The 22,482-nt window shown below is 68.1% G+C and carries 25 protein-coding genes and 2 tRNA genes; 19 read left to right on the top strand and 8 right to left on the bottom strand.

The features are described 5' to 3' along the window. Positions 1-228: 228 nt before the first annotated feature. The 7 genes from yegS to Q9R17_RS06625 all read left to right on the top strand — a co-directional run bounded on the left by yegS (position 229) and on the right by Q9R17_RS06625 (position 7,004). Complete coding sequence (yegS, locus tag Q9R17_RS06655) at positions 229-1,173, top strand: lipid kinase YegS (RefSeq protein ID WP_308157640.1); 945 nt, start codon at positions 229-231, stop codon at positions 1,171-1,173. Positions 1,174-1,464: 291 nt separating this feature from the next. Continuing rightward, positions 1,465-2,940 (top strand): anthranilate synthase component I, encoded by a 1,476-nt coding sequence (trpE, locus tag Q9R17_RS06650; RefSeq protein ID WP_308157639.1) that lies wholly within the window; start codon positions 1,465-1,467, stop codon positions 2,938-2,940. 67 nt (positions 2,941-3,007) lie between these two features. Continuing rightward, a complete protein-coding gene (locus Q9R17_RS06645) occupies positions 3,008-3,784 on the top strand; it encodes an SIMPL domain-containing protein (protein ID WP_308157638.1) in 777 nt (258 codons plus the stop codon). Between the two features lie 2 nt (positions 3,785-3,786). Then, a complete protein-coding gene (locus Q9R17_RS06640; RefSeq protein WP_046983686.1) occupies positions 3,787-4,374 on the top strand; it encodes an aminodeoxychorismate/anthranilate synthase component II in 588 nt (195 codons plus the stop codon). A 16-nt stretch (positions 4,375-4,390) separates the two neighbouring features. Beyond that, positions 4,391-5,422, top strand: a complete 1,032-nt coding sequence (gene trpD, locus Q9R17_RS06635) for an anthranilate phosphoribosyltransferase (RefSeq protein WP_308157637.1) — start codon at positions 4,391-4,393, stop codon at positions 5,420-5,422. 74 nt (positions 5,423-5,496) lie between these two features. After that, a complete protein-coding gene (gene trpC / locus Q9R17_RS06630; RefSeq protein ID WP_308157636.1) occupies positions 5,497-6,291 on the top strand; it encodes an indole-3-glycerol phosphate synthase TrpC in 795 nt (264 codons plus the stop codon). Further along, entirely contained in the window at positions 6,288-7,004 is a 717-nt protein-coding gene (locus tag Q9R17_RS06625) for a haloacid dehalogenase-like hydrolase (RefSeq protein ID WP_308157635.1), read from the top strand. Before trpC ends, Q9R17_RS06625 begins: the two co-directional genes overlap by 4 nt. Positions 7,005-7,101: 97 nt before the next feature. On the opposite strand, the gene Q9R17_RS06620 is transcribed toward Q9R17_RS06625, so the two are convergent. Both Q9R17_RS06620 and crp read right to left on the bottom strand, forming a co-directional pair. Beyond that, positions 7,102-7,863 (bottom strand): sulfite exporter TauE/SafE family protein, encoded by a 762-nt coding sequence (locus Q9R17_RS06620; protein ID WP_308157634.1) that lies wholly within the window; start codon positions 7,861-7,863, stop codon positions 7,102-7,104. A gap of 94 nt (positions 7,864-7,957) precedes the next feature. Further along, complete coding sequence (gene crp, locus Q9R17_RS06615; protein WP_010482649.1) at positions 7,958-8,647, bottom strand: cAMP-activated global transcriptional regulator CRP; 690 nt, start codon at positions 8,645-8,647, stop codon at positions 7,958-7,960. 149 nt (positions 8,648-8,796) lie between these two features. On the opposite strand from crp, the gene speD reads away from it, so the two are divergent. Both speD and sugE read left to right on the top strand, forming a co-directional pair. Next, the gene (speD, locus tag Q9R17_RS06610) at positions 8,797-9,591 is read left to right on the top strand and encodes an adenosylmethionine decarboxylase (protein ID WP_005411315.1); all 795 of its coding nucleotides are present in this window, start codon (positions 8,797-8,799) and stop codon (positions 9,589-9,591) included. Between the two features lie 164 nt (positions 9,592-9,755). Further along, positions 9,756-10,076: a quaternary ammonium compound efflux SMR transporter SugE gene (sugE, locus tag Q9R17_RS06605; protein ID WP_308157633.1), complete on the top strand. Its 321-nt coding sequence runs from the start codon at positions 9,756-9,758 to the stop codon at positions 10,074-10,076. A gap of 61 nt (positions 10,077-10,137) precedes the next feature. Here the strand turns inward: sugE and coq7 are convergent, their stop codons facing one another. After that, on the bottom strand, positions 10,138-10,782 hold the full coding sequence (gene coq7, locus Q9R17_RS06600) for a 2-polyprenyl-3-methyl-6-methoxy-1,4-benzoquinone monooxygenase (protein ID WP_308157632.1): 645 nt from the start codon (positions 10,780-10,782) through the stop codon (positions 10,138-10,140). Positions 10,783-10,977: 195 nt separating this feature from the next. On the opposite strand from coq7, the gene rplM reads away from it, so the two are divergent. Together rplM and rpsI are read left to right on the top strand one after the other, a co-directional pair. Next, complete coding sequence (gene rplM / locus Q9R17_RS06595; RefSeq protein WP_308157631.1) at positions 10,978-11,406, top strand: 50S ribosomal protein L13; 429 nt, start codon at positions 10,978-10,980, stop codon at positions 11,404-11,406. Between the two features lie 2 nt (positions 11,407-11,408). Continuing rightward, positions 11,409-11,801 (top strand): 30S ribosomal protein S9, encoded by a 393-nt coding sequence (gene rpsI / locus Q9R17_RS06590; protein ID WP_308157630.1) that lies wholly within the window; start codon positions 11,409-11,411, stop codon positions 11,799-11,801. A 257-nt stretch (positions 11,802-12,058) separates the two neighbouring features. Here rpsI and Q9R17_RS06585 read toward each other — a convergent pair. Together Q9R17_RS06585 and Q9R17_RS06580 are read right to left on the bottom strand one after the other, a co-directional pair. Further along, a tRNA-Gln gene (locus Q9R17_RS06585) sits at positions 12,059-12,133 on the bottom strand. 53 nt (positions 12,134-12,186) lie between these two features. Beyond that, a tRNA-Met gene (locus tag Q9R17_RS06580) sits at positions 12,187-12,263 on the bottom strand. A gap of 121 nt (positions 12,264-12,384) precedes the next feature. On the opposite strand from Q9R17_RS06580, the gene Q9R17_RS06575 reads away from it, so the two are divergent. From Q9R17_RS06575 to bfr, 3 genes are all read left to right on the top strand, one after another. After that, positions 12,385-13,005: an RNA pyrophosphohydrolase gene (locus Q9R17_RS06575; RefSeq protein ID WP_308157629.1), complete on the top strand. Its 621-nt coding sequence runs from the start codon at positions 12,385-12,387 to the stop codon at positions 13,003-13,005. Between the two features lie 108 nt (positions 13,006-13,113). Continuing rightward, entirely contained in the window at positions 13,114-13,320 is a 207-nt protein-coding gene (locus Q9R17_RS06570; RefSeq protein WP_308157628.1) for a bacterioferritin-associated ferredoxin, read from the top strand. Positions 13,321-13,435: 115 nt separating this feature from the next. Then, positions 13,436-13,906 (top strand): bacterioferritin, encoded by a 471-nt coding sequence (bfr, locus tag Q9R17_RS06565; RefSeq protein ID WP_308157627.1) that lies wholly within the window; start codon positions 13,436-13,438, stop codon positions 13,904-13,906. 1 nt (position 13,907) lies between these two features. On the opposite strand, the gene Q9R17_RS06560 is transcribed toward bfr, so the two are convergent. The 3 genes from Q9R17_RS06560 to Q9R17_RS06550 are packed head-to-tail and all read right to left on the bottom strand — an operon-like array spanning position 13,908 to position 18,642. Further along, on the bottom strand, positions 13,908-16,097 hold the full coding sequence (locus Q9R17_RS06560; RefSeq protein WP_308157626.1) for an ATP-binding protein: 2,190 nt from the start codon (positions 16,095-16,097) through the stop codon (positions 13,908-13,910). After that, on the bottom strand, positions 16,098-17,981 hold the full coding sequence (locus Q9R17_RS06555) for an EAL domain-containing protein (protein WP_308157625.1): 1,884 nt from the start codon (positions 17,979-17,981) through the stop codon (positions 16,098-16,100). It abuts the gene before it with no gap. Between the two features lie 43 nt (positions 17,982-18,024). Continuing rightward, a complete protein-coding gene (locus Q9R17_RS06550; RefSeq protein WP_308157624.1) occupies positions 18,025-18,642 on the bottom strand; it encodes a DUF4126 domain-containing protein in 618 nt (205 codons plus the stop codon). 181 nt (positions 18,643-18,823) lie between these two features. Here Q9R17_RS06550 and Q9R17_RS06545 point away from each other — a divergent pair, with 181 nt between their 5' ends. From Q9R17_RS06545 to ampE, 5 genes are all read left to right on the top strand, one after another. Next, positions 18,824-19,567, top strand: a complete 744-nt coding sequence (locus Q9R17_RS06545) for a DUF6776 family protein (RefSeq protein WP_308157623.1) — start codon at positions 18,824-18,826, stop codon at positions 19,565-19,567. Between the two features lie 4 nt (positions 19,568-19,571). Continuing rightward, complete coding sequence (locus Q9R17_RS06540) at positions 19,572-20,036, top strand: polymer-forming cytoskeletal protein (RefSeq protein ID WP_308157622.1); 465 nt, start codon at positions 19,572-19,574, stop codon at positions 20,034-20,036. A gap of 32 nt (positions 20,037-20,068) precedes the next feature. Beyond that, positions 20,069-20,458: an iron-sulfur cluster insertion protein ErpA gene (erpA, locus tag Q9R17_RS06535; protein WP_308157621.1), complete on the top strand. Its 390-nt coding sequence runs from the start codon at positions 20,069-20,071 to the stop codon at positions 20,456-20,458. Positions 20,459-20,561: 103 nt separating this feature from the next. Beyond that, positions 20,562-21,467 (top strand): NAD(+) diphosphatase, encoded by a 906-nt coding sequence (nudC, locus tag Q9R17_RS06530; RefSeq protein WP_308157620.1) that lies wholly within the window; start codon positions 20,562-20,564, stop codon positions 21,465-21,467. A gap of 124 nt (positions 21,468-21,591) precedes the next feature. After that, positions 21,592-22,479: a regulatory signaling modulator protein AmpE gene (ampE, locus tag Q9R17_RS06525; protein ID WP_308157619.1), complete on the top strand. Its 888-nt coding sequence runs from the start codon at positions 21,592-21,594 to the stop codon at positions 22,477-22,479. Positions 22,480-22,482: the final 3 nt, after the last annotated feature.

The raw sequence follows: 22,482 nt of genomic DNA, 5'->3' as shown, positions 1-22,482 counted from the left end.
GCGCCCCCGGTAGATCCACGCCATGCGTGGATGACGCCAGCGGCAAAAAAAAGACCACGCCCAAACACCGGCGTGGCCCTGCTGTATGCGTGGGAGGCTGATCCTGCCTCCATCCATCGTCCCTGCTATGGCCTTCCATTTTCCGGGTGTGCCATGACACCGGCGTGACATTCACCGCAGGCAAACACCGCGTTGATAGCCTGTGCCGCCCAACCCCGGAAGCTGCGCATGACCGCACCCCGCTGGCGCCTGATCCTCAACGGCAAGTCCGCCGGCGATGACGACCTGCGCGCAGCCGTCGGCCACTGGCGCGGGCAGGGGGTGCAGCTGGACGTGCGGGTGACCTGGGAGGAGGGCGATGCCGAACGCTACGTGGCCGAGGCGATCGACCATGGCGTGGATGTGATCGTCGCCGCAGGCGGCGATGGCACGCTCAGCGCGGTGGCCGAGACGCTGGCGCATCGCGATGAGCGCGCAGACGCACTGCCCTCGCTGGCGCTGGTGCCGATGGGCACCGCCAATGATTTCGCGACCGCTGCGGGCATTCCGACCGCGCCGCAGGAGGCCTTCGCGCTGATCGGCCAGGTGCGTGCCCGCCCCATCGATCTGCTGCGTGTGCAGGCCGATGGCACACCGTGGTGGTGCGCCAACCTGGCCAGTGGTGGCTTCGGCACGCAGGTCACGGTGGAAACCGATGCGGGATTGAAGAAGATGCTGGGGGGGCTGGCCTATGTGATCACCGGCATCGCCAAGCTGGGCCGCATCGAGCCGGTCGTTGCGCGGTTGTCCGGCCCCGACTTCGCCTGGGAGGGCGGCTTCATCGCGCTGGGCATCGGCAACGGGCGCCAGGCCGGCGGTGGTCAGCAACTGTGCCCGCAGGCGCTGGTCGATGACGGACTGCTGGACGTCACCGTGGTGCCCGAACTGGAGGGCGAGGTGGCTGCAACCCTGGGCCAGATGCTGACCGGCGGCAAGGAGGCCGCGCTGGAGCGCGTGGCGACCCGCGCGCAGCTGCCATGGCTGGACATCGAGGCCCCGGCCCCGCTGACCCTGAACCTGGACGGTGAACCGGTGCAGGCCCGTCGTTTCCGCATCGACTGCGTGGCGGGCCGGGTCCGCATGCATCTGCCGGCCGACTGCCCGATGCTGGCCGCTGCCGCCGACCAGGGGTAGCGGCGACTGTCAGCCGGCCGGGTAGCGGGGCCTTCCGTGCAGGGCAGTCGAATGACAGTCGCCCCTGCCGGTGCGCACTCGAACCCCTTGGGTCATCCCCATCAGATCGCCCGCCACCTCCGCACCCGGTTCAGTTTCACAGGGTTTCCCTTCAGCCGATCCTGCGATACAGTCAAGGCGTGTCCAGCCTGACGACCCCTCGTACCCTTTCTTCCGCACGCCGTTGGTGGCGATGGTGGCCCGTTGCCGTCGTCCGCCCCCATAACGCTGTGTCCCGGAAGGAAAGTCGTCTTGATCTCGCTCGCCCAGTTTCAGCAGCAGGCCGCTGAAGGCCACACCCATATTCCCGTTGTCCGCGAAGTGCTGTCCGACCTGGACACGCCGCTTTCGGTCTATCTGAAGCTTGCCGACGGCCCCAATACCTACCTGTTTGAATCCGTCGAAGGCGGCGAGCGCTTTGGTCGTTACTCGATCATCGGCCTGCCGGCGCGCCGCGTGTATGCCTTCCACGGCCATACCCTGACCGTGCGCGAGCACGGCCAGGTGGTGGACACCCGCGAGGTGGTCGACCCGTTCGCCGAAGTCGAGGCGCTGCGCAGCGCCCATTCGGTGCCCAAGCTGGACGGCCTGCCGGGCTTCACCGGGGGCCTGGTCGGCTGGTTCGGTTTCGAGTGCATCGGCTACATCGAGCCGCGCCTGGCGCCGCCGGCCGGCCGTGACGAGCTGGGCACGCCGGACATCCTGCTGCTGCATTCGGATGAGCTGGCGGTGTTCGACAACCTCAAGGGCCGCCTGTACCTGATCGTGCACGCCGACCCGCGCGTCGATGGCGCCTTCGAGCAGGCCCAGGCCCGCCTGGATGCGCTGACCGCCACGCTGCGGGCACCGGGGGCCGGCTATCCGGCGCCGCTCCACAGCGATGTGCTGGACGAATCCGATTTCGTCTCCGGCTTCACCCGCGAGGGCTTCGTCGATGCCGTCCAGCGCAGCAAGGAGTACATCCGCGCCGGCGACATCTTCCAGGTGGTGCTCAGCCAGCGCCTGAGCGTGCCGTTCAAGGCGCGCCCGGTCGATGTCTACCGCGCGCTGCGCGGCCTCAACCCCTCGCCGTACATGTACTTCCTGGATGTCGGCGACCTGCAGGTGGTCGGCTCCTCGCCGGAAATCCTGGTGCGCCTGCAGGACGGTGAAGTCACCGTGCGCCCGATCGCCGGCACCCGCCCGCGCGGCGCCACGCCGGAACTGGACCAGGCGCTGGAAGCCGAGCTGCTGGCCGATCCGAAGGAACGCGCCGAGCACCTGATGCTGATCGACCTCGGCCGCAACGATGCCGGCCGTGTGTCCAGGGCCGGCACCGTGGAAGTGGGCGAGCAGTTCGTGATCGAGCGCTACAGCCACGTCATGCACATCGTCAGCGAAGTGACCGGGCAGCTGCAGCCGGGCCTGAGCTATGCCGACGTGCTGCGTGCCACGTTCCCGGCCGGCACCGTCAGCGGCGCGCCGAAGATCCGCGCGCTGGAAGTGATCCGCGAGCTGGAACCGATCAAGCGCAATGTCTACGCCGGCAGCATCGGCTACATCGGCTGGCACGGTGATGCCGATACCGCGATCGCGATCCGCACCGCGGTCATCAAGGACGGCCGCCTGTACGTGCAGGCCGGTGCCGGCATCGTCTACGACTCGGACCCGGACAAGGAATGGGACGAGACGATGAACAAGGGCCGCGCGCTGTTCCGCGCCGTCGCCCAGGCTGCCAAGGGCCTGTAAGCCTTTCCGTGCCGTGGCCCGCGCCGCGGCACCTTCCGCTGTTCCCATTCATGACAAGGAGTACCGCATGAAGCTGCTGAGCGCATTGCTGTGGTCGTCACTGCTGGCCACGATGGCCCCGTCTGCGTGGGCACAGGCCAATACCATTCCCTCGCAGCCGCACCTGCTGGTGAAGGGTGAGGGCGCGCGAACGGTGATGCCGGACCGGTTCGCGGTCGAACTGCTGGTCAAGTCCACCGATCTTCAGCCGGATACAGCGCGCTCGCGCGTGCAGGGCAATGTCGATGCAGTGTTGAGTGCGTTCAAGCGAAACCATGCACTGCCGGAAAGCGTGGTAGCCGACAACCTGACCATCCAGCCGGACTACCGCTATAGCGTGCAGGGCAAGCAGGAATACCTTGGCACGCGGGTGAGCCGGCGCCTGAAGGGCAGCTTCGGCACCACCGGTGACCTGCAGGCCTTCCTGCGCGCGGTCGATGCCAGCGAGGACCTGCAGATCAGCAGCATGCGGCCTGGCTACTCCAGGGAAGCCGCACTGCGTGGCGAACTCAAGGCCGAAGCGGCAACGCAGACACGCGCCTCCGCCAAGCACCTTGCCATGGCCTACGGCGCGCGCATCACCGGCCTCTACAGCATCTCCGACGTGGCCCCGAACTTCGCCTACGGCGTGCAGGCAGGCAGCTGGCCCCGCGGTGGTGACATGGTCACGCCGCCCAGCCCGCCGGCTCCGGCGCAGACCAGCATCGAAACAACCGGCGCGCGCGCGCGCGAATCCATCGAAGCCGGCCCCATCACCTACACCGAAAACGTATACGCCATTTTCCTGATAAGCGACGGAACCTGACCATGTTGTGGATGATCGACAACTACGACAGCTTCACCTACAACCTCGTGCAGTACCTGCAGACGCTGGGCGCCGAGGTGAAGGTGGTGCGCAACGATGCGATGAGCGTGGACGAGATCGCCGCGCAGAAACCCGAGCGCATCGTCATCTCGCCCGGCCCGTGCACGCCCAACGAAGCGGGCGTGTCGCTGGCCCTGATCGAGCGCCTGGGCCCGACCACACCGATCCTCGGCGTGTGCCTGGGCCACCAGGGCATCGGCCAGGTCTATGGCGGCACGGTCATCCGCGCGGGCAACATCATGCACGGCAAGACCTCGCCCATCCGCCATGAAGGCAAGGGCGTGTTCGCCGGCCTGCCGGACCGCTACCAGGCCACCCGCTACCACTCGCTGGTGGTGGACAAGCACAGCCTGCCCGACGCGCTGGAAGTGACCGCCTGGACCGAGAACGAGGACGGCTCGATCGAAGAGATCATGGGCCTGCGCCACCGCCAGTTCCCGGTGGAAGGCGTGCAGTTCCACCCCGAATCCATCCTCACCGAACACGGCCACGCCCTGCTGCGCAATTTCCTGCAGCGCCCGGCGGCCTGATCCAAGGAGCATTCCGATGAGCTTCTCCCCCCAGGAAGCCCTGCAGCGCACGATCGAGCACCGCGAAATCTTCTTCGACGAAATGGTCGACCTGATGCGGCAGATCATGCGCGGTGACGTGTCGCCGATGATGACCGCGGCCATCCTGACCGGCCTGCGCGTGAAGAAGGAGACCGTGGACGAGATCGCCGCGGCGGCCACCGTGATGCGTGAATTCGCCCGGCCAGTGCCGGTGGCCGATACCTCCCACCTGGTCGATATCGTGGGCACCGGTGGCGATGGCTCGCACACCTTCAACATCTCCACCTGCGCGATGTTCGTGGCCGCCGCCGCCGGCGCGCGGGTGGCCAAGCATGGCAACCGCAGCGTGTCGTCCAAGTCCGGCAGCGCCGATGCGCTGGAGGCACTGGGCGCGGTGATCGAGCTGCAGCCCGAGCACGTGGCTGCGGCCATCGAGCGTACCGGCATCGGCTTCATGTTCGCGCCGATCCACCATCCGTCGATGAAGGTGGTGGCTCCCGTCCGGCGCGAAATGGGCGTGCGCACCATCTTCAACATCCTCGGCCCGCTGACCAACCCGGCCAGCGCGCCGTCGGTGCTGATGGGCGTGTTCCACCCGGATCTGGTCGGCATCCAGGCGCGCGTGCTGCGCGAGCTGGGCACCGAGCGCGCCATGGTGGTCTGGGGCCGCGACAACATGGACGAGATCTCGCTGGGCGCCGGCACCCTGGTCGGCGAGCTGCGCGAGGGCCGCGTGCGCGAGTACGAGATCCACCCGGAGGACTTCGGCATCGCCATGTCGGCCAGCCGTAACCTGCGCGTCGACGGCCCGGAACAATCCATTGCCATGCTGCGCGCCGTACTGGACAACGAGCCCGGCCCGGCGCTGGATATCGTGGCCCTCAATGCCGGTGCCGCGCTGTACGTGGCCGGGGTGGCCAGCGACATCGGCGATGGCCTGGCCCGCGCCCGTGCCGCACTGGCCGATGGCAGCGCCCGCAGCCGCCTGCAGCAGTATGTGGACACCACCCGCGCGCTGGTTGCCTGAGCGCCCGGTTCAGCCTCTCCCGCCCGGTGGCCGATAATGGTCGCCCTCACCGCCCCCGCACCGACCCGACGACGATGAGCGATATCCTGCAGACGATCCTGGCCCGCAAGGCCGAAGAAGTGGCCCAGCGCCGTGCCCAGCGCCCGCTCGAACAGCTGCAGGCCGCGCTGGCCGAGGCCCCGCCGGTACGCGGCTTCGTGCGCGCGCTGCAGGCGGCCATCGCCAATGGCGAGGCGGCGGTGATCGCCGAAGTGAAGAAGGCCAGCCCCTCCAAGGGCGTGATCCGCCCGGATTTCCGCCCGGCCGACATCGCCGTCAGCTACGAATTCGGTGGCGCCAGCTGCCTGTCGGTGCTGACCGATGTGGACTTCTTCCAGGGCGCCGATGCCTACCTGCAGCAGGCCCGCGAGGCCTGCACGCTGCCGGTGCTGCGTAAGGATTTCGTCATCGACCCCTACCAGGTCTATGAGGCGCGCGTGCTGGGTGCCGACTGCATCCTGCTGATCGTGGCCGCGCTGGACGATACGCAGCTGGCCACCCTGTCCGAGCTGGCGCTGTCGCTGGGCATGGACGTGCTGGTGGAAGTGCATGACATCGACGAGCTGGAACGTGCCCTGCAGGTGCCGGCACCGATGATCGGCATCAACAACCGCAACCTGCGCACCTTCGAGGTCTCGCTGCAGACCACGCTGTCCATGCGCGATGCGGTGCCGCGCGACCGCCTGCTGGTGACCGAAAGTGGCATCCTGGGCGCACAGGACGTGGCGTTGATGCGCGATGCCGGCATCCATGCCTTCCTGGTCGGCGAGGCCTTCATGCGCGTGGAAGAACCGGGCGAGGGCCTGCGTCAGCTATTCTTCCCGGCATGAAAACGCATTATCCGACGCCGCGCCAGGATGCGCCGCTGGTGGTCTTCGACTTCGACCACACCCTGTATGACGGCGATTCGGGCACCCACCTGTTCGCCTCGCTCATCAAGCGCAACCCGCTGCGCATGCTGGCCGCGCTGCTGGTCACCCCGATCGCCGGGCCGATGGTGGCGATGCTGCCGACCCGGCGTGCGGGCATCTCTGTCTATGTCTGGATCGGCAGCTTCGGCCTGCACCGCGCCCGTGAGTTCAACCGGGTGATCGATGCCTACGTGATCCGCAACGAAGCGCAGATGCGCGCCAAGCTGTTGCCGCAGGCGCTGGCGGTGTTCGCCGCGCACCGTGCCAAGGGCGACCGCGTGGTGGTGGCCACCGGCGCGCCGCCGGAGCTGGCCCGCGCCATCCTGGCCTTCGTGGCCCACCAGGACGTGCCGGTGATCGGCACCGAGGTCGGCCCGCGCCTGGGCGGGGTCGGCCCGACCCGGCACTGCCACAACGAAGAGAAGATGCGCATGCTGCGCGAGCGCGGTTATGGCGACATCGACATCGCCTATTCGGACAGCACCGCCGACCTGCCGCTGCTGCTGGCGGCCAAGGCGCCGGTGGTGGTGAACCCGAAGCCGTCCAAGGTGGATTTCTTCCGCCGCGTGCTGCCGGCCGGTACCCGCATCCTCAACTGGGGCTGCGTCGACCGGGGCGGCGACAAGGCCTGACCCGAGCCTGTTGTAGAGCCGAGCCATGCTCGGCTGCGCTTCGTTGCGGTATCCGTGCGCCGTCAGCCGAGCATGGCTCGGCTCTACAGGGGATGCTTCAGCGGTACAGGTGCCCGTACACCGCATGGCCGATCTGGAACAGGCTGATGCCGAGCACCAGCAGGCCCACCGCCACCAGCACCCAGCGCTCCTTCAGGCGCTTCACCAGCAGGGCCGCCATCGGCGCGGCCATCATGCCGCCGATCAGCAGGCCGGCGACGATCTGCAGGTGCTGCAGCCCCATCGACAGCAGGAACGTCGCCGAAACCGTCAACGTGACCACGAATTCGGCGGCGTTCACGGTCCCGATGGTCGTGCGGGCCTGGCCGCCCCGGGCAAGCAGGGTGGAGGTGGCCACCGGGCCCCAGCCGCCGCCGCCGCTGGCATCCAGGAAGCCGGCCACCAGGCCCAGCACCGGCACCCGCTTCACTTCGCTCTTGGGCATCAGCCGGCCGGCGGCACGGGCCAGGATGATGATGGCCAGCACCAGCAGGTACAGGTAGATCAGCGGGCGGATCACCTCGCCGGGCAGTTGCGTCAGCCCGTAGGCGCCGATTGCGCCACCCAGCGCGCCGGGCAGGGCCAGCCGCACGAACAGCCGCCGGTCTACGTTGCCCGCGACCAGGTGCGATACGCCCGAGGCACCGGTGGTGAAGACTTCAGCGGTATGGATGGCCGCGCTGGCCTGTGCGGGCGGGATGCCCATGGCCAGCATCACCGAGGAGGACACCAGCCCGAAGGCCATGCCCAGGGCGCCGTCCACCAGCTGCGCGCCGATGCCGATCAGGATGAACCACCAGAATTCGCTGCTCAGTTCCATGCCCCGAGCCTAGCGGATGCGGGGGTGCGGGGCATGCGATGGCGCGTCGCGCCGTGGTGAAGCCGCCGGGCATGGCCCGGCGGGTACCGGTGGCTCAACGGGTGCCGTACAGCACCACGGTCTTGCCGCGGGCATGCAGCAGGCCGTCGGTCTGCAGCTTCTTCAGCACGCGGCCGGCCATTTCACGCGAGCAGCCGACCAGGCGCGCCAGTTCCTGGCGCGACACGCGCAGCTGGCTGCCCTGCGGGTGACTCATCGCCTCCGGCTCCTGCGCCAGGTCGTGCAGGGTGCGCACGATGCGGTCGGTGACATCCAGGAACGCCAGGCGGCTGGCCTTGCGGCTGGTGTCCAGCAGGCGCTTGGAGATCTGCTGGCCCAGCGCGTACAGCAGGCGCGGGGCATCGGCCGACAGCGGGCCCAGGAACAGCTGGTGCAGGCGTTCGTAGCTGATCTCGGCCAGTTCGCAGGCGGTCCGGGTGCGCAGGATGACCTCGCGCCGGTCCGATTCCACGAACAGGCCCATTTCGCCGACGAACTCGCCGGCACCGAAGTAGCCCAGCACCAGTTCGCGGTCGTCATCCTCCTCGGCCATGATCGAAACGGACCCGCTGATCACGTAATAAAGCGTTCCGGCCGGGTCGCCGGGCCGGAAGACATCGGTCCGGGTGGGGTATCGACGCCGGTGGCTGTGGGCCAGGAAGCGGTCGATGGTAGCGATGTCCAGGGCCAATGGGCTGCTAGCAAGGCGCACGGTTGACACGATAGGGGCGCTCCCTCTGCGCATGAACGGGATCACGAGGTCGATAGCGGAGCTTAACCAGCGCAATTGTTAAGGGCAAACAGTGTGCCAGAAGCCAAGCGTCTTCACGTTCCCCCCGGGGGCAGTTTGCCCCATAATTCCCCCTTTCCCTTCTCACACAGGAATCGACCGCCGTGGTCAAGCCGTTGCCTCGCCTGAGGCTGCAGGGTTTCAACAACCTCACCAAGGCGCTGAGCTTCAACATCTATGACGTGTGTTACGCGCGCACCGAAGAGGAGCGTCAGCGTTACATTGAATACATCGATGAAGAGTACAACGCCGACAGGCTGACTCAAATCTTGACCGATGTCGCCGAGATCATCGGTGCCAACATCCTGAACGTGGCCCGCCAGGACTACGATCCGCAGGGTGCCTCGGTGACGATCCTGATCTCCGAAGAACCGGTGATCGACAAGAAGCTGGCGGGCAAGGAGCTGATCTCCGATGCCGTGGTGGCGCACATGGACAAGAGCCACATCACTGTCCATACCTACCCGGAAACCCACCCGCAGGAAGGCATCGCGACGTTCCGCGCGGACATCGACGTGGCTACCTGTGGCGTGATTTCGCCGCTGAAGGCCCTGAACTACCTGATCGAGAGCCTGGAGTCGGACATCGTGATCATGGACTACCGTGTCCGTGGCTTCACCCGCGATGTGAAGGGCAAGAAGCACTTCATCGACCACAAGATCAACTCGATCCAGAACTTCCTGGCCAAGAACATCAAGTCGCGTTACGAGATGTTCGACGTCAATGTCTACCAGGAGAACATCTTCCACACGAAGATGCACCTGAAGGACTTCGACCTGGATCAGTACCTGTTCGAGGAAAAGGCCAAGAACCTGTCGTTCAAGGAACGCATGAAGATCGAAGCGCTGCTCAAGCGCGAGATCGAAGAGCTGTTCCACGGGCGCAACCTGTCCGAGTAAGCCCCGTGCGCGATGCCCCCGGGCATCGCCACCCAGGCGGGACGACCCGCCCTGTGGAACATTGCGCCATGCGTGGCGTTCCACGGTGATGTACCGACCCACGGCCCGGTGTGAAAACACCGGGCCGTTTTGTTTCTGTTCAACAAGGTAAGGAGCCCCCACCCATGCCCTGGATCTACCTGCTGCTGGCCGGCCTGTTCGAAATCGGCTTCGCCATCGGGATGAAGTACTCCGATGGCTTCAGCAAGCCCCTGCCGACCGTCGCCACGGTCATTTCCGCCCTGATCAGCCTGTACCTGATGAGCCAGGCGATGAAGGCCATTCCGGTCGGCACCGCCTATGCCATCTGGACCGGCATCGGCGCGCTGGGCGTGGCGGTGCTGGGCATCTTCCTGTTCAACGACAGCGCCTCGCCGGCGCGGCTGGGCTGCGTGGCCCTGATCGTGGCTGGCGTGATCGGCCTGAAGCTGGTCTCGCCGAACTGACCCCCGTGTTGCAGGGCGGCGGCCGCGTTGGCGGCCGCGCCGGGCCAGGCCCGGCGCCCTTTCAGACCCGGTAGGCGATGGTCTTCATCACTTTCGATGCCAGTGCCATCGCGCCGGGGATCGGGAACGGCAGGCGGCGCGCGCCGGCCTGCTGGGCGTGCTCGGCGTGCCGGGCCTCGTCTTCCTTCATCACCTTGATCACCTCGCGGCTGCGCAGGTCGCCCGGCGGCAGGGTTTCCAGGTGCTCGTCCAGGTGGGCTTCCACCTGGCGCTCGGTTTCCACCACGAAGCCCAGGTTCCAGCCGTCGCCGCGCAGGCCGGCCAGGGTGCCGATCGCGTAGCTGCCGGCGTACCAGAGCGGGTTGAACAGGCTCGGCCGGCTGTCCAGCTCGCCCAGTCGGGTGGCGCACCAGGCCAGGTGGTCGGTTTCTTCCTGGGCCGCATCCAGCAGGTGCGCGCGCGTGGCCGGGTCACGGGCCACCGCCGCCTGGCCGAAATACAGGCCCTGTGCGCAGACTTCGCCGACATGGTTGATCCGCATCAGGCCGGCGGCGTGGCGGCGCTCGGTGCTGTCCATGCCCGGTTCGGCGGCGTCGCTGGCGGGGTAGGGGCGGCTGGCCGGCGGATTGCCGAACACCGTGTCCAGGGCGCGCTGCGCCTCGGTCAGCAGGTGGTCCAGCGGGGTGGTCTGGCGGAGCGCGGTCATGGCGGTACGGGGTGGGGCGGGTAGCCCACGATTCTGGCCTTCCCCGGCGCCCCTGCCAACCCGGGCCGGGGGCGAACTTGCACCCGGCCCCGGGGGCGACTACAATCCCGCCTCTTGCGCTTCACCTTTTCACAACGCGTGGCAGAGTTCCGGCAGCCCATCGCCGCAATGAGCCCGACCTACCTAGAGTTCTTTATGAGCACTTTCACCGCAAAGAACGAGACCGTCCAGCGCGACTGGTACCTCGTTGACGCCTCGGGCAAGACCCTGGGCCGTCTGGCCACCGAGCTGGCCCGCCGCCTGCGTGGCAAGCACAAGCCGGTCTACACCCCGCACGTCGATACCGGCGATTACCTGGTCGTCATCAATGCAGAAAAGATTGCCGTCACCGGCAAGAAGCTGCAGGACAAGATGTACCACCGCTTCACCGGCTACATCGGCAACCTGAAGACCGAATCCCTGGCCCAGGCGCTGGAGCGCCACCCGGAGCGCGTGATCGAGATCGCCGTCAAGGGCATGCTGCCGAAGGGTCCGCTGGGTCGCCAGATGTACCGCAAGCTCAAGGTCTACGCCGGCACTGAGCATCCGCACGCCGCACAGCAGCCGCAGGTTCTGGATATCTAATCATGGCTATCACTCAAAACTACGGCACTGGCCGCCGCAAGTCCTCCACCGCCCGCGTGTTCCTGCGCAAGGGTTCGGGCAACATCACCGTCAACGGCCGTCCGCTGGACGAGTTCTTTGGCCGTGAGACCGCGCGCATGATCGTGCGCCAGCCGCTCGAGCTGACCAAGAACACCGAAAGCTTCGACATCCTGGTCACCGCTTCCGGCGGCGGCACCACCGGCCAGGCCGGTGCGATCCGTCTGGGCATCGCCCGTGCGCTGGTCGAGTACGACGAAGGCCTGAAGTCCGAGCTGCGCAAGGCCGGCTTCATGACCCGCGACGCCCGCGAAGTCGAACGTAAGAAGGTCGGTCTGCACAAGGCCCGCCGCGCCACCCAGTTCTCCAAGCGCTGATCTACCGCGCCTGGTTGGGCTCCTTTGGGAGCCCGCGGGTTGGAAACGCAAAAGCCCGGCTTCGGCCGGGCTTTTGTCGTTCTGGTGTTTGGGGATCGGCTCTTTCCTGCGGAAAGAGATCCGGCTCCGCCTTCTCTCTGGAGGGCAACCCCTTTGATGTTCAAGGGTGTGCGCCGACGGGCGCGGGGATCAGGTGGAATGCGTGACCGGATTAAAAGAAAAGGCCCGATCTTTCGATCGGGCCTTTTCTTTTAATTTGGCTGCCCCGGATGGATTCGAACCACCGAATGCCTGAGTCAGAGTCAGGTGCCTTACCGCTTGGCGACGGGGCAATGTCGCGAACTGCTATTATCTCACATTTTCACGTTGAAAAACAACTTCAGCGTGGTGGCTATGGGTGGACTCGAACCACCGACCCCAGCATTATGAGTGCTGTGCTCTAACCGGCTGAGCTACATAGCCTTGGTGAGCCCGCTATTCTGCTGATGTGTACAGGGCCTGTCAACACTTTTGTGCCGCGCTTGTGGGCCGACAGGTGGCATGGGATAGTCCCTGACAGTAGATTTTTTTAGGAGTCCGCATCGTGATCGATCCGGACGGCTATCGACCGAACGTCGGCATCGTGCTGATGCGGCAGGACGGTCAGGTGTTCTGGGCACGCCGTGTGCGCCGGGATGGCTGGCAGTTCCCGCAGGGTGGCATGAACACCGACGAGACCCCGGTCGAGGCCATGTATCGCGAACTGCAGGAAGAGACCGGCCTGCTGCCCGAGCACGTGGAAGTGCTGGGGGCAACGCCGGGCTGGCTGCGCTACAAGCTGCCGGCGCGTGCCATCCGCCGCAATGAACGCCAGGTCTGCATCGGACAGAAGCAGGTCTGGTTCCTGCTGCGCCTGACCGGGGATGAATCCCATGTGCGGCTGGACCATACCGACACGCCGGAGTTCGACCACTGGCGCTGGGTGGACTTCTGGTACCCGGTGGAGCACGTGGTGATGTTCAAGCGTGGCGTCTACGCGCGTGCCCTGCGTCATCTGGCGCCGCTGGCGCGCGGGGTGGCCGGGCAGGGCGTCACCGCCATGCCCAAGAGCGCTGCCGAAGCCTGGATGCCTGGGCACGCGGCCGGCCATGAGCGGCCACGCAAGCGCCCGCGCACCCGTGGTTACTGGCCGAAAAAAGCGCAGGGGGATGGGCCGGCGAGCTGACTGGCTGAACGGTATCGAGAATGGTTCAGGGCTTTGATTGACAACCATTCTCGTTTCCATTGGAATAGCCACAGGCCAGTCCCGGCCTGCACGCCTTGGTTCCCGCCTGTGTACGTCTGCATCTGCAACGGAGTCACCGACCACCAGATCCGCGAAGCCGCCAGCCATGGCGTCACGTCGGTGGCCGAGCTGACCATGCGTACCGGCTGTGGTGCCACCTGTGGTTCGTGCCTGGACATGGCCGGCGAACTGCTGGCCAAGGCCCGCAACACCCACGAGCTGCCGTTGCCGGTACTGGGCCTGCAGGCCGCCTGAGCCCGCAGGGGCCCCGCGCTGCGGCCTGCACAGGCCAATGCGCACGATTCGCGTTCCTTCATCGCCGCCGCCAAGGCGCTACAGTGCGCGCGTTCACTCTGCGCAGGAGCACGCCATGAAGGGCGACGCCAAAGTCATCGAATTCCTCAACAAGGTCCTCTACAACGAGCTGACCGCGATCAACCAGTACTTCCTGCATGCCAAGATGCTGAAGAACTGGGGCATCAAGGAACTGGCCGAGCACGAGTACAAGGAATCGATCGACGAGATGAAGCATGCCGACATGCTCGCCGACCGCATCCTGTTCCTTGAGGGCCTGCCGAACTTCCAGGCGCTGGGCAAGCTGCGCATCGGCGAAAACCCGACCGAGATCCTGCAGTGCGATCTGGCGCTGGAGCGCGACGGGGTGGTGACCCTGCGCGATGCGGTAGCCTATGCCGATTCGGTTGGCGATTACGTCAGCCGCCAGCTGTTCGTGAAGATCCTCGATTCGGAAGAAGAGCACATCGACTGGCTGGAAACCCAGCTGGACCTGATCGAGCGCATCGGCGAGCCGAAGTACCTGCTGAGCAAGCTGGAAGACTGAATCACGCGCCGGCGTTGCCGCCCTGTCCGGCCAGCCAGCCGGCCAGGGCCACGCGCACGCGGGCGAATTCGGCCACCAGCAGCGCCACCGCCACGGTCGAGCGCTGCCCGCCCTGCTCGCACGCATCCTTTTCGATGCGCAACGCCACGGCCGACAGGGCCGAAGCCCCTACGTTCGCGCTGGATGACTTCAGGCTGTGCGCCAGCGCGGCCAGGCGCGTGCTGTCCTGCACCCGGGCCGCTTCCTGCAGCTGCTGGACCTGCCGCGGGGTGTCGTCCAGGAACACGGTGATGATGTGCCGGGCGGCGTCACCGATCGTGTCGCGCAGCTCCTGCAGCACGCTGGCGTCCAGCACCGGCAGTTTTGCTGCCGCCGTGGGCACCGGCGGCGCCGTGGGCCGGGGGACGGCGGCCGCCACCTCGGCGCTGCCAGGCGTGGCACCGTGGCGTGCCAGCAGCGCGTACAGCGTGGCCAGCGGGATGGGTTTGGACAGGTAGTCGTCCATGCCGGCCTGCAGGCAGCGTTCGCGGTCACCGGCCATCGCGTTGGCGGTCATGGCGATGACCGGCAGCCGTGGCAGGTTCGCGGCGGCTTCCTGCGCACGCCACTGGCGCGTGGCGGCGTAACCGTCCAGCACCGGCATCTGGCAGTCCATCAGCACCACATCGTGGCCACCGGCCTGCAGCGCGGCCAGCGCCTGTACGCCATCGCTGGCCACCTGCGCGCTGCAGCCGAGCAGTGCCAGCAGCTTTTCGGCGACGGCACGGTTGACCGCGTTGTCCTCCACCAGCAGTACGCGCAGGCCCAGTGCCGGCCAGTCCACGGGCACCGGTGCCGATGGGGCCGGCAGGGACGGCGCAGGGGGCGCGGGCGGGGCCAGCAGCGCATGCAGCGCGGCATCGGTGCCGGCGTCGCACCAGCGGTGCTGGCCGTCGGTGGGCGTATCCCCCTCTGCCGGCGCGTGCAGCCACAGGACGGACAGGCGGCCGTCGCTGCGCGTGGCCAGTGCACGCTGCAGGGCGGCGTCGCCGTGTGGCAGGCAGCGTGCATCCAGCAGCACCCACGCCAGTGGCCCCTGCCCGGGCAATGGCGCCCCGCGCAGCAGCTGCAGTGCCTCGCTCGTGGCCGTCACCGGCTGTACCTGCAACAGATGGTGTTCGGCCACGCGCTGCACTCGTGCAGCCAGCCGTGCGTCGTCGCTCAGCAGCAGCAGCCGTGACGGCAGCACGGGCAGCGCCGCGCGATCGCCGGGAACCTTCAGCAGCGGAATCTCGAACCAGAAGGTCGCGCCCTGGCCGGGCGTGGACTGCACGCCGATGTGGCCGCGCATCAGGTCGATGATGCGGCGGCAGATGGCCAGGCCCAGCCCGGTACCTCCATACAGCCGGGTGGTGGAGGCATCGGCCTGGCTGAAGGACTGGAACAGCCGGGCCTGCAGTGCCGGTTCGATGCCGATGCCGGTGTCGGCCACCTCGAAGCGCAGCTGGTGGTGCGCCGTGCCCTCGCCCAGGCGCTGCACGCGCAACTGCACCTGGCCGCGGGCGGTGAACTTGATGGCGTTGGCCAGCAGGTTGCTCAGTACCTGGCGCAGGCGCACCGGATCGCCGCGCACCGGCAGGCGCACGGCCGGGTCCAGCTGCAGTGACAGGGCCAGGCCTTTGGCTTCGGCCGCACGCTGCAGCAGCTGCACCACGCCATCGAGCAGGTCGCGCAGGTTGAAGCTGGTGATTTCCAGTTCCAGCGCCTGCGCTTCCAGCCGCGAGTAATCCAGGATGTCATCGACGATGCGCAGCAGCTGCTGCGAACTGGCCGACGCGGTGGCCAGCATCTGGCGCTGGTCGTCATGCAGCGGCCCGCGGGCCACCAGTTCCAGCATCGGCAGGATGCCGTTGAGCGGCGTGCGGATCTCGTGGCTCATGGTGGCCAGGAATTCGCCCTTGGCCATGGCGGCCGCCTCGGCCACCTGCTTGGCCTGCAGCAGCTGCTGTTCCAGCTGCCCCTGGCGCTCGGTGGTGGCGCGCAGCGCATCGCGCTCGCTGGCCAGGGCATCGCGTTCGCCGGCCAGCGCACGGGCCCGGGCCTGCTCGCTGTGCAGCTGCCGGCTGCGTATACGCAGCCGCAGGGTGACCAGCAGCAGCGCAGCGGCCGCCAGGGCCAGCGCACCCGGCAGCAGCACCGCCGTGGCGCCCATTCAGAGCACCGCGTTGTGGAAGTCGAAGTTCAGGTCGCTGCCGGCCGACTGCACCATGTTGCCCTGGATGAAATCGACACCGCCGACCCACATGGCCGCTGCGGCCTGCGGATCTTCGATCTGCTGGCCGATGATCTGCATGCCCGCGGCGTGCGCTGCTTCGATCGCCCGCCGCAGTTCCTCGCGGGTGCCCGGGTTGGCGTGGGGGCTGGAGAACCGTGCGGCCAGGCGCACGAATGCCAACGGCAACTGGGTGAGCAGGGTGTTGGCATCGCCACCGGGTTCGAACTGGCTCAGGCAGAAGCGCACGCCGGTCGCCGCCAGGCGCTGGCAGACCTGCTGCAGCGTGACCGCGTGGATCAGTGCGTCGGGCAGGCGGACATCGATCACCAGTGCACTGCCGGCGACATCGCGCTGCTGCAGCGATTCCAGCAGCCAGTCGGCGAAGGCACCGCGCTGCAGGGTGCGCAGCGACTGCGAAACGAACAGGTGCAGCGGCGGCGTGGCATGGCGGTACAGATCCAGCAGGCCCAGGGCATGTTCCATCACCTGCTGGTCCAGGTCGGCAATGCGGCCAGCCGCTTCGGCGGCCGGGATCACCTGGCCGGCGTTGAGCACCGTGCCGTCGGCCTGGCGCAGGCGCAGCAGCAGCTGGTACTGGGCGCTGCCACCGCCGGAAACGGCGACGATGGGCTGGTAGGCCATTTCCAGCTGGCCCTCCAGCAGGGCCAGGTGTTCCTGTTCGGTGGCGGCGGCGCGGTGCACGTGGCTGGCCACGCCACTGCTCAGCAGGCGGGCCTGCAGCGTGGTGCGTTCCACGGCTTCCAGCACTGCCGCCGCATCGGCGAAGGCCGGGCCCAGCGGCGCATAGCCCACGACCCCGCGCAGATGGACCGATTCGTCGTCGCGGATGATGAAGGCGTGCGTGGACAGCTCCTCGCGCAGCGTCCGCGCGGTATCGTCCAGCGCATCGTCCTCCAGGCCCCGCGCCAGCAGCAGGAAGCTGTTGTCGTTCAGGCGTGCCAGCAGGTGCGGGTGCCCGGCTTCGGCCAGCCGCTGCCCGGCCTGCACCATCAACCGTTCGAACGCCGCGTAGCCGAAGCGCTCGCGCAGGCCCAGCGCGCTGGCTACTTCGATGAAGAACACACCGCCGCGGTCATGGTGCATCAGGGCGGTGCCCAGCTGCTGCAGCACATGGTGGCGGGTGGGCAGGCCGGTTTCCGGGTTGCTCATCGCCGGTACGCCGCTGGCGCCGGGCAGGGTGGCCGCCTGCGCGCGGGCGCGGCGGATGCGGTTGGCCACGGCGGCGATCAGGTGGCGCGGGCGGATCGGCTTGCTCAGGTAGTCGTCGGCACCGCAGTCGAGCACTTCGAACTGGCGTTCCGGGTCCGGATCGCCGCTCAGGAACACGATGGGCAGCAGCTGCAGGCCCGGCTGCTGGCGGATCATCGCGGTCAGCCGCATGCCGTCCATGCCGGGCAGGTGCAGGTCCATCAGGATCAGGTCGGGACGGTGCTCCTTGATCGCCGCGGGCACGCCGTCGGCATCGCCGACCACGATGGCCTGCATGCCGGCGCCATGCAGCACGCTCTGCGCGAACAGTGCCTGGGCCCGGTCATCCTCCACGATCAGCACGCGGTAGGGGGAGTCGGCCTGCGGGGGCGGATCGTCGCTGTTGCCGGCCTCGTTGCCGATGCCGACGGCCAGCGCGGTGGCCGGCGTGGCTGCCGCGGGCAGGGTGGGGGGAAGGCCCGGTGCCGTCGCGGTGGCCGCCGCCGGGGGGCTGGCCGGGGCCGCAGGCGGGGCCCAGCGCTGCCAGTGGTCGGCGGGGGGTGTTTCGGCGCGCGTGGCGCGCGCGCCGGCGGTGGAATCGTATGCGGCCATCAAAGCTCCCGGTCGTCGCGGCCATTATGCGGCAGCGCTGCCGTCAGCCGTTGTGAGCGTGTCCGCGCTTGTCGCTGCTGCCAGCACCGGACAACCAGCGCACGCCCTTCCAGACGGTGCGCCAGGCCAGCCAGACCAGCAGCGCGCCGGCCAGGCTGCAGGCCAGCACCACGGCCAGGGCGATCCAGGGGTGGGCCAGCGCCAGCGCCAGCCCGCCCACCACCACGGTGTCCTCGGCAGCGGAGGCCATCCAGTTGCTGGCCGGTTCCGGGGAGGTATTGAGCAGGGCCCGGGTGCCGGCTTTCAGCCCGTGGCTGGCCAGTGCCACGCCCGCACCGGCCAGCAGCGCGCCCGTGCCGAGGTCGCCGTCCGGGGACAGGGTCGCTGCGGCCAGGAACGCCCCGGCCGGGACCCGCGCCAGGGTCTGCAGCAGGTCCCAGATCGAATCCACCCCGGGAATCTTGTCAGCGAAGAACTCGGCCACGGCCAGGGCCGCAGAGGTGCCCAGCACCCACCACGATTCGGTGGCCTGCAACGCCGGTGGCAGCTCGACCCAGCCCAGCAGTCCGGCCAGGCCGACCCCGAACACTGTCAGGTAGACACGGATGCCGGCCAGCCAGGCCAGCAGGATGCCGATCACGAACAGGTGGGCGTCGGTCATGGCGTGCTCCAGCAGGAGCGTAACGGGGGCGGGAGCGCCCACTATCGGGCAAGGCGCGCCTGAACGCCATCGTCCCCGTGCCGAACGGCCCACGGAATGGCCGGCATCCTGTCTTACACTAGCCCGTCGTTTGCCACAGGGGCCGTGAGGGTATCGCGCTGCGATGCCACGGAAGCTACCCATGAACAACCGCACCCCACCGCGTGTCCAGATCCGCCTGCCCGGGCGTCCGGCCGCTCCCGTCGACCGCCGCCGTTATCTGGTGGTGGCCGGTATCTGGCTGCTCAGCCTGGTCCTGGCCACGCTGGGGGGCTGCTGGTTCTCCGCCCCCCGTGGTGAGCAGGGCCAGCGCCTGCAGGCCGCCGAGAAGCGAGCGGACACGCTGCAGCAGCAGCTGACCGATCTGCGCCAGAAGCAGGCCACGCTGGAAGCCTCCGACCGCATCAGCCGCGCGGCCAACACCGAGGTGCAGGCCACCCTGTCCGAGCGTGACGAGGAAATCGCCAGCCTGCGCGCGGACGTGGCCTTCTATGAACGCCTGGTCGGTTCCACCAGCCAGCGCAAGGGCCTGAACACCCATTCCATCGAATTCAGCCCGGAAACCGGCGGCACCTGGCAGTACACCGCCGTGCTGACCCAGAACCTCAACCGCGGGGCCATCAGCCAGGGGCAGATGCGCTTCACCGTGGAAGGCGTGAAGAACGGCAAACTGGCCACGATAAGCTGGGACGAGCTGCACCAGCGCAGCAAGGTGCCGGGGCAGGATTATTCCTTCCGGTACTTCCAGCAGCTCACCGGCAGCGTGATCCTGCCGGCTGGTTTCACCCCGCAGCGCGTGCGGGTTTCGCTGGGGACGGGTGCGGGGGGCACCGCCCAGGTCTTCGACTGGAAACAGGCCGGTGCGCCGGCCAGCAATGGGGAGTAGGCAGATGTTCGGAAACAGCAAGTCCAACCGTGACGGCCAGCTGGTCGTCGATGCGCTGATCGGCAACCAGGTCGTCATCCGCGGCGATGTCGAATTCAGTGGTGGCCTGTACGTGGAAGGCCGCATCCACGGCAAGGTGATCGCCCAGGAAGGCGCCAGCGCCGCCACCCTGACGGTGGCCGAGCACGGTGTCATCGAAGGGGAGATCCGCGCCCACGTGGTGGTCATCAGCGGCCGCCTGGACGGCGATGTGCATGCGACGGAGAAGGTCGAGCTGACCCCGAGCGCGCGGGTCAACGGCAATGTCCACTACCAGGTGGTGGAGATGAACGCCGGTGCCCAGCTGAACGGGCGCCTGATCCACGCCAGCGCCCCGGTCGCGGCGCTGCCGGCCCCGGACAGCACCGAGGACGGCGACGGCAAGGCCGATACGGCGGCGCGGCGCAAGCTCGCCGAAGCGATGGCTTGAAAGGCCCTGCGGCCGCCCCCATGCATGGCAGCATGAGCACGCTCGTTTCCCTGCCCGGCACCCCGGCTGCCGCGCCTGACTACCAGTCGCTGGACCGTCCCCTGAACTTCACCGAAGCCGCCGCGGCCAAGGTGAGGGAACTCATCGCGGACGAGGGCAATGCTGCCCTCGCCCTGCGCGTGTACATCCAGGGCGGCGGCTGCTCCGGCTTCCAGTACGGCTTCGAGTTCGACGAGAACCGCGCCGAGGATGACCTGGCGGTACAGACCAGCGGCGTGACCCTGCTGGTCGATCCGCTGAGCCTGCAGTACCTGATGGGCGCGGAAGTGGATTACACCGAAAGCCTGACCGGCGCGCAGTTCGTCATCCGCAACCCGAACGCGAAGACCACCTGCGGCTGCGGCAGCAGCTTCAGCATGTAAGCAGGCAGCGCGCGGGGCATGGGCCCTGCGCGGCGTGTGTGGTGCATCACCATCGCCACGCTCGCGGCTTGCCACTGCGGTTGATTCGGCGCACGCTTTGCCGATGCCCAATACTTCTTCGTCGCTGTCCGGTTTCGCCTTCGTGGGCGAACCGCTCGAGCGCGCTGATGCCCTGCGCAACGATGCCGATGCATTGTCGCGGTTGTGGCCGCAGGCGCGCGTTCTTGTCCTGGACCAGGACGGTACCGCCTTCGTCGGTGATGACGACCAGCCGCTGCCATTGACCGGCAGCGCGGTGGGGGGCGGGCCGGGGTCGGCCATCTTCCTCGGCCTGCGTGGCGACCAGGCGTGGTTCTCGGTGGAAGCGGCGGCGGTGACCGTCCGTGCGCCGCGCCGGTTGGACCTGCGCCAGGCCGCGCTGTTGTGGCCGGTGGCCGATGCCAGCGCCTTCAGCTATGCACGCGGCATGTCCTACTGGCATGCCCGCACCCGGTTCTGCGGCGTGTGTGGCGGTGCGGTGCAGTTCGCCCGCGGTGGCTTCGTCGGGCGCTGCCAGCAGTGCGCCACCGAACACTACCCGCGCGTGGACCCGGCGGTGATCGTCGCGGTGGAAAACCAGGGCCGCCTGCTGCTGGGCCGCCAGGCCAGCTGGCCCCCGCGCCGGTACTCGGTGCTGGCCGGCTTCGTCGAGCCGGGCGAGACCTTCGAACAGACCGTGGCGCGCGAAGTCCACGAGGAAAGCAAGGTGCGGGTGACTGCCAGCCAGTACCTGGGGTCGCAGCCGTGGCCGTTTCCCGGCGCGCTGATGGTCGGGTTCCGCGCGCAGGCGCTGGATGACGTGCCGACCGTGGATGGCGAGCTGGAAGATGCGCGCTGGTTCACCGCCGATGAGGTGGGCGCGGCGCTGGCGCGGGATGTCGCCGATGACGGTGAAGGCATCGTGCTGTCGCCGCCCATTTCGATTTCGCGCAGCCTGATCGAGCACTGGTACCGGCAGCAGCGCGGCTGAGCCCGGTGGCAATGTTGCCGCCACCTGAACACGCGGCCCGGTAGAGTAGGCCCTACCCGTGATGGCAGCGCTGCGCCCGGTAAGGTAGCGGCGCTGAACGTCCTCAGTGCAGGAGAGAGCTGCCATGTTCACCACCCTGGTCGCCGTGCTGGTGGCACTGGCCCTGGGCCATGTCGCCCCGGCCGCCGCCGCATCGCTGCGCCGCTTCGGCGGTTTCCGGCGCTGGCTGGGCTGGCTGGATGCGCACGGTGGCCGTGCATGGCGCAGCCCGGGGGGGGCCGTGCTGGCGCTGCTTCCCGCACTGCTGCTGATGGGGGCCCTGCAGGGCCTGCTGCATGACCGGCTGTATGGGTTGCCCGGCCTGTTGCTGGGGGTGGGGGTGCTGGCCTGGTGCTGGGGCCCACGTGACCTGGACCGCGACGTGGAAGCGGTGATCGATGCCGATGACGCCCCGACCCGGCACGCGGCCGTGGCCCATCTGCAGGCCGCCGGCGGCAGCCTGCGCGAGGATGTGCCGTCACTGGTGGAAGCGACCCTGCTCAACGCGCTGCGCCGCTGGTTCGCGGTGCTGTTCTGGTTCCTGCTGCTGGGGCCGGTAGGGGCGCTGGGCTACCGGCTGCTGGCCCTGATGGCCGAAAGCCCGCTGCGGGTACGCGTGCCGATGGAGGCGCTGGCGATGGCGCAGCGGGTGCTGGGCTGGATCGAGTGGCCGGTGGCCCAGTTGATGGCGTTCTCAATGGCGCTGGTGGGCAACTTCGATACCGCCTGGAAGGCATGGCGGCAGGCCCACGGTGAGCGGCTGGCCGGCAGCATCGACTTCCTCGGGGCCGTGGCGCGGGCGAGCGTCAACGCCGAGCTGCGCGAGGATGCGCACGATTACACCGAGGCGGGCATGTTGCCGGTGTGGCAGCGCCTGCCGGACCTGCGCGATGCGATGAGCCTGGTGTGGCGCATGCTGCTGCTGTGGCTGGCGGTGGTGGCCCTGCTGGTGCTGGCCGGCTGGGTGACGTAAACC

It is taken from the genome of Stenotrophomonas sp. 24(2023), assembly GCF_030913365.1.
In the GTDB taxonomy this organism is placed as follows: domain Bacteria; phylum Pseudomonadota; class Gammaproteobacteria; order Xanthomonadales; family Xanthomonadaceae; genus Stenotrophomonas.
This window is presented reverse-complemented; position numbering and strand designations above follow the sequence as displayed.

Bases quoted from the DNA above. Each gene is read 5' to 3' on its own strand.
- yegS (WP_308157640.1), top strand. From the start codon at position 229: ATGACCGCACCCCGCTGGCGCCTGATCCTCAACGGCAAGTCCGCCGGC.
- Q9R17_RS06645 (WP_308157638.1), top strand. From the start codon at position 3,008: ATGAAGCTGCTGAGCGCATTGCTGTGGTCGTCACTGCTGGCCACGATG.
- Q9R17_RS06640 (WP_046983686.1), top strand. From the start codon at position 3,787: ATGTTGTGGATGATCGACAACTACGACAGCTTCACCTACAACCTCGTG.
- trpD (WP_308157637.1), top strand. From the start codon at position 4,391: ATGAGCTTCTCCCCCCAGGAAGCCCTGCAGCGCACGATCGAGCACCGC.
- trpC (WP_308157636.1), top strand. From the start codon at position 5,497: ATGAGCGATATCCTGCAGACGATCCTGGCCCGCAAGGCCGAAGAAGTG.
- Q9R17_RS06625 (WP_308157635.1), top strand. From the start codon at position 6,288: ATGAAAACGCATTATCCGACGCCGCGCCAGGATGCGCCGCTGGTGGTC.
- Q9R17_RS06620 (WP_308157634.1), bottom strand. From the start codon at position 7,863: ATGGAACTGAGCAGCGAATTCTGGTGGTTCATCCTGATCGGCATCGGC.
- crp (WP_010482649.1), bottom strand. From the start codon at position 8,647: ATGCGCAGAGGGAGCGCCCCTATCGTGTCAACCGTGCGCCTTGCTAGC.
- sugE (WP_308157633.1), top strand. From the start codon at position 9,756: ATGCCCTGGATCTACCTGCTGCTGGCCGGCCTGTTCGAAATCGGCTTC.
- coq7 (WP_308157632.1), bottom strand. From the start codon at position 10,782: ATGACCGCGCTCCGCCAGACCACCCCGCTGGACCACCTGCTGACCGAG.
- rplM (WP_308157631.1), top strand. From the start codon at position 10,978: ATGAGCACTTTCACCGCAAAGAACGAGACCGTCCAGCGCGACTGGTAC.
- rpsI (WP_308157630.1), top strand. From the start codon at position 11,409: ATGGCTATCACTCAAAACTACGGCACTGGCCGCCGCAAGTCCTCCACC.
- bfr (WP_308157627.1), top strand. From the start codon at position 13,436: ATGAAGGGCGACGCCAAAGTCATCGAATTCCTCAACAAGGTCCTCTAC.
- Q9R17_RS06560 (WP_308157626.1), bottom strand. From the start codon at position 16,097: ATGGGCGCCACGGCGGTGCTGCTGCCGGGTGCGCTGGCCCTGGCGGCC.
- Q9R17_RS06555 (WP_308157625.1), bottom strand. From the start codon at position 17,981: ATGGCCGCATACGATTCCACCGCCGGCGCGCGCGCCACGCGCGCCGAA.
- Q9R17_RS06550 (WP_308157624.1), bottom strand. From the start codon at position 18,642: ATGACCGACGCCCACCTGTTCGTGATCGGCATCCTGCTGGCCTGGCTG.
- Q9R17_RS06545 (WP_308157623.1), top strand. From the start codon at position 18,824: ATGAACAACCGCACCCCACCGCGTGTCCAGATCCGCCTGCCCGGGCGT.
- Q9R17_RS06540 (WP_308157622.1), top strand. From the start codon at position 19,572: ATGTTCGGAAACAGCAAGTCCAACCGTGACGGCCAGCTGGTCGTCGAT.
- erpA (WP_308157621.1), top strand. From the start codon at position 20,069: ATGAGCACGCTCGTTTCCCTGCCCGGCACCCCGGCTGCCGCGCCTGAC.
- nudC (WP_308157620.1), top strand. From the start codon at position 20,562: ATGCCCAATACTTCTTCGTCGCTGTCCGGTTTCGCCTTCGTGGGCGAA.
- ampE (WP_308157619.1), top strand. From the start codon at position 21,592: ATGTTCACCACCCTGGTCGCCGTGCTGGTGGCACTGGCCCTGGGCCAT.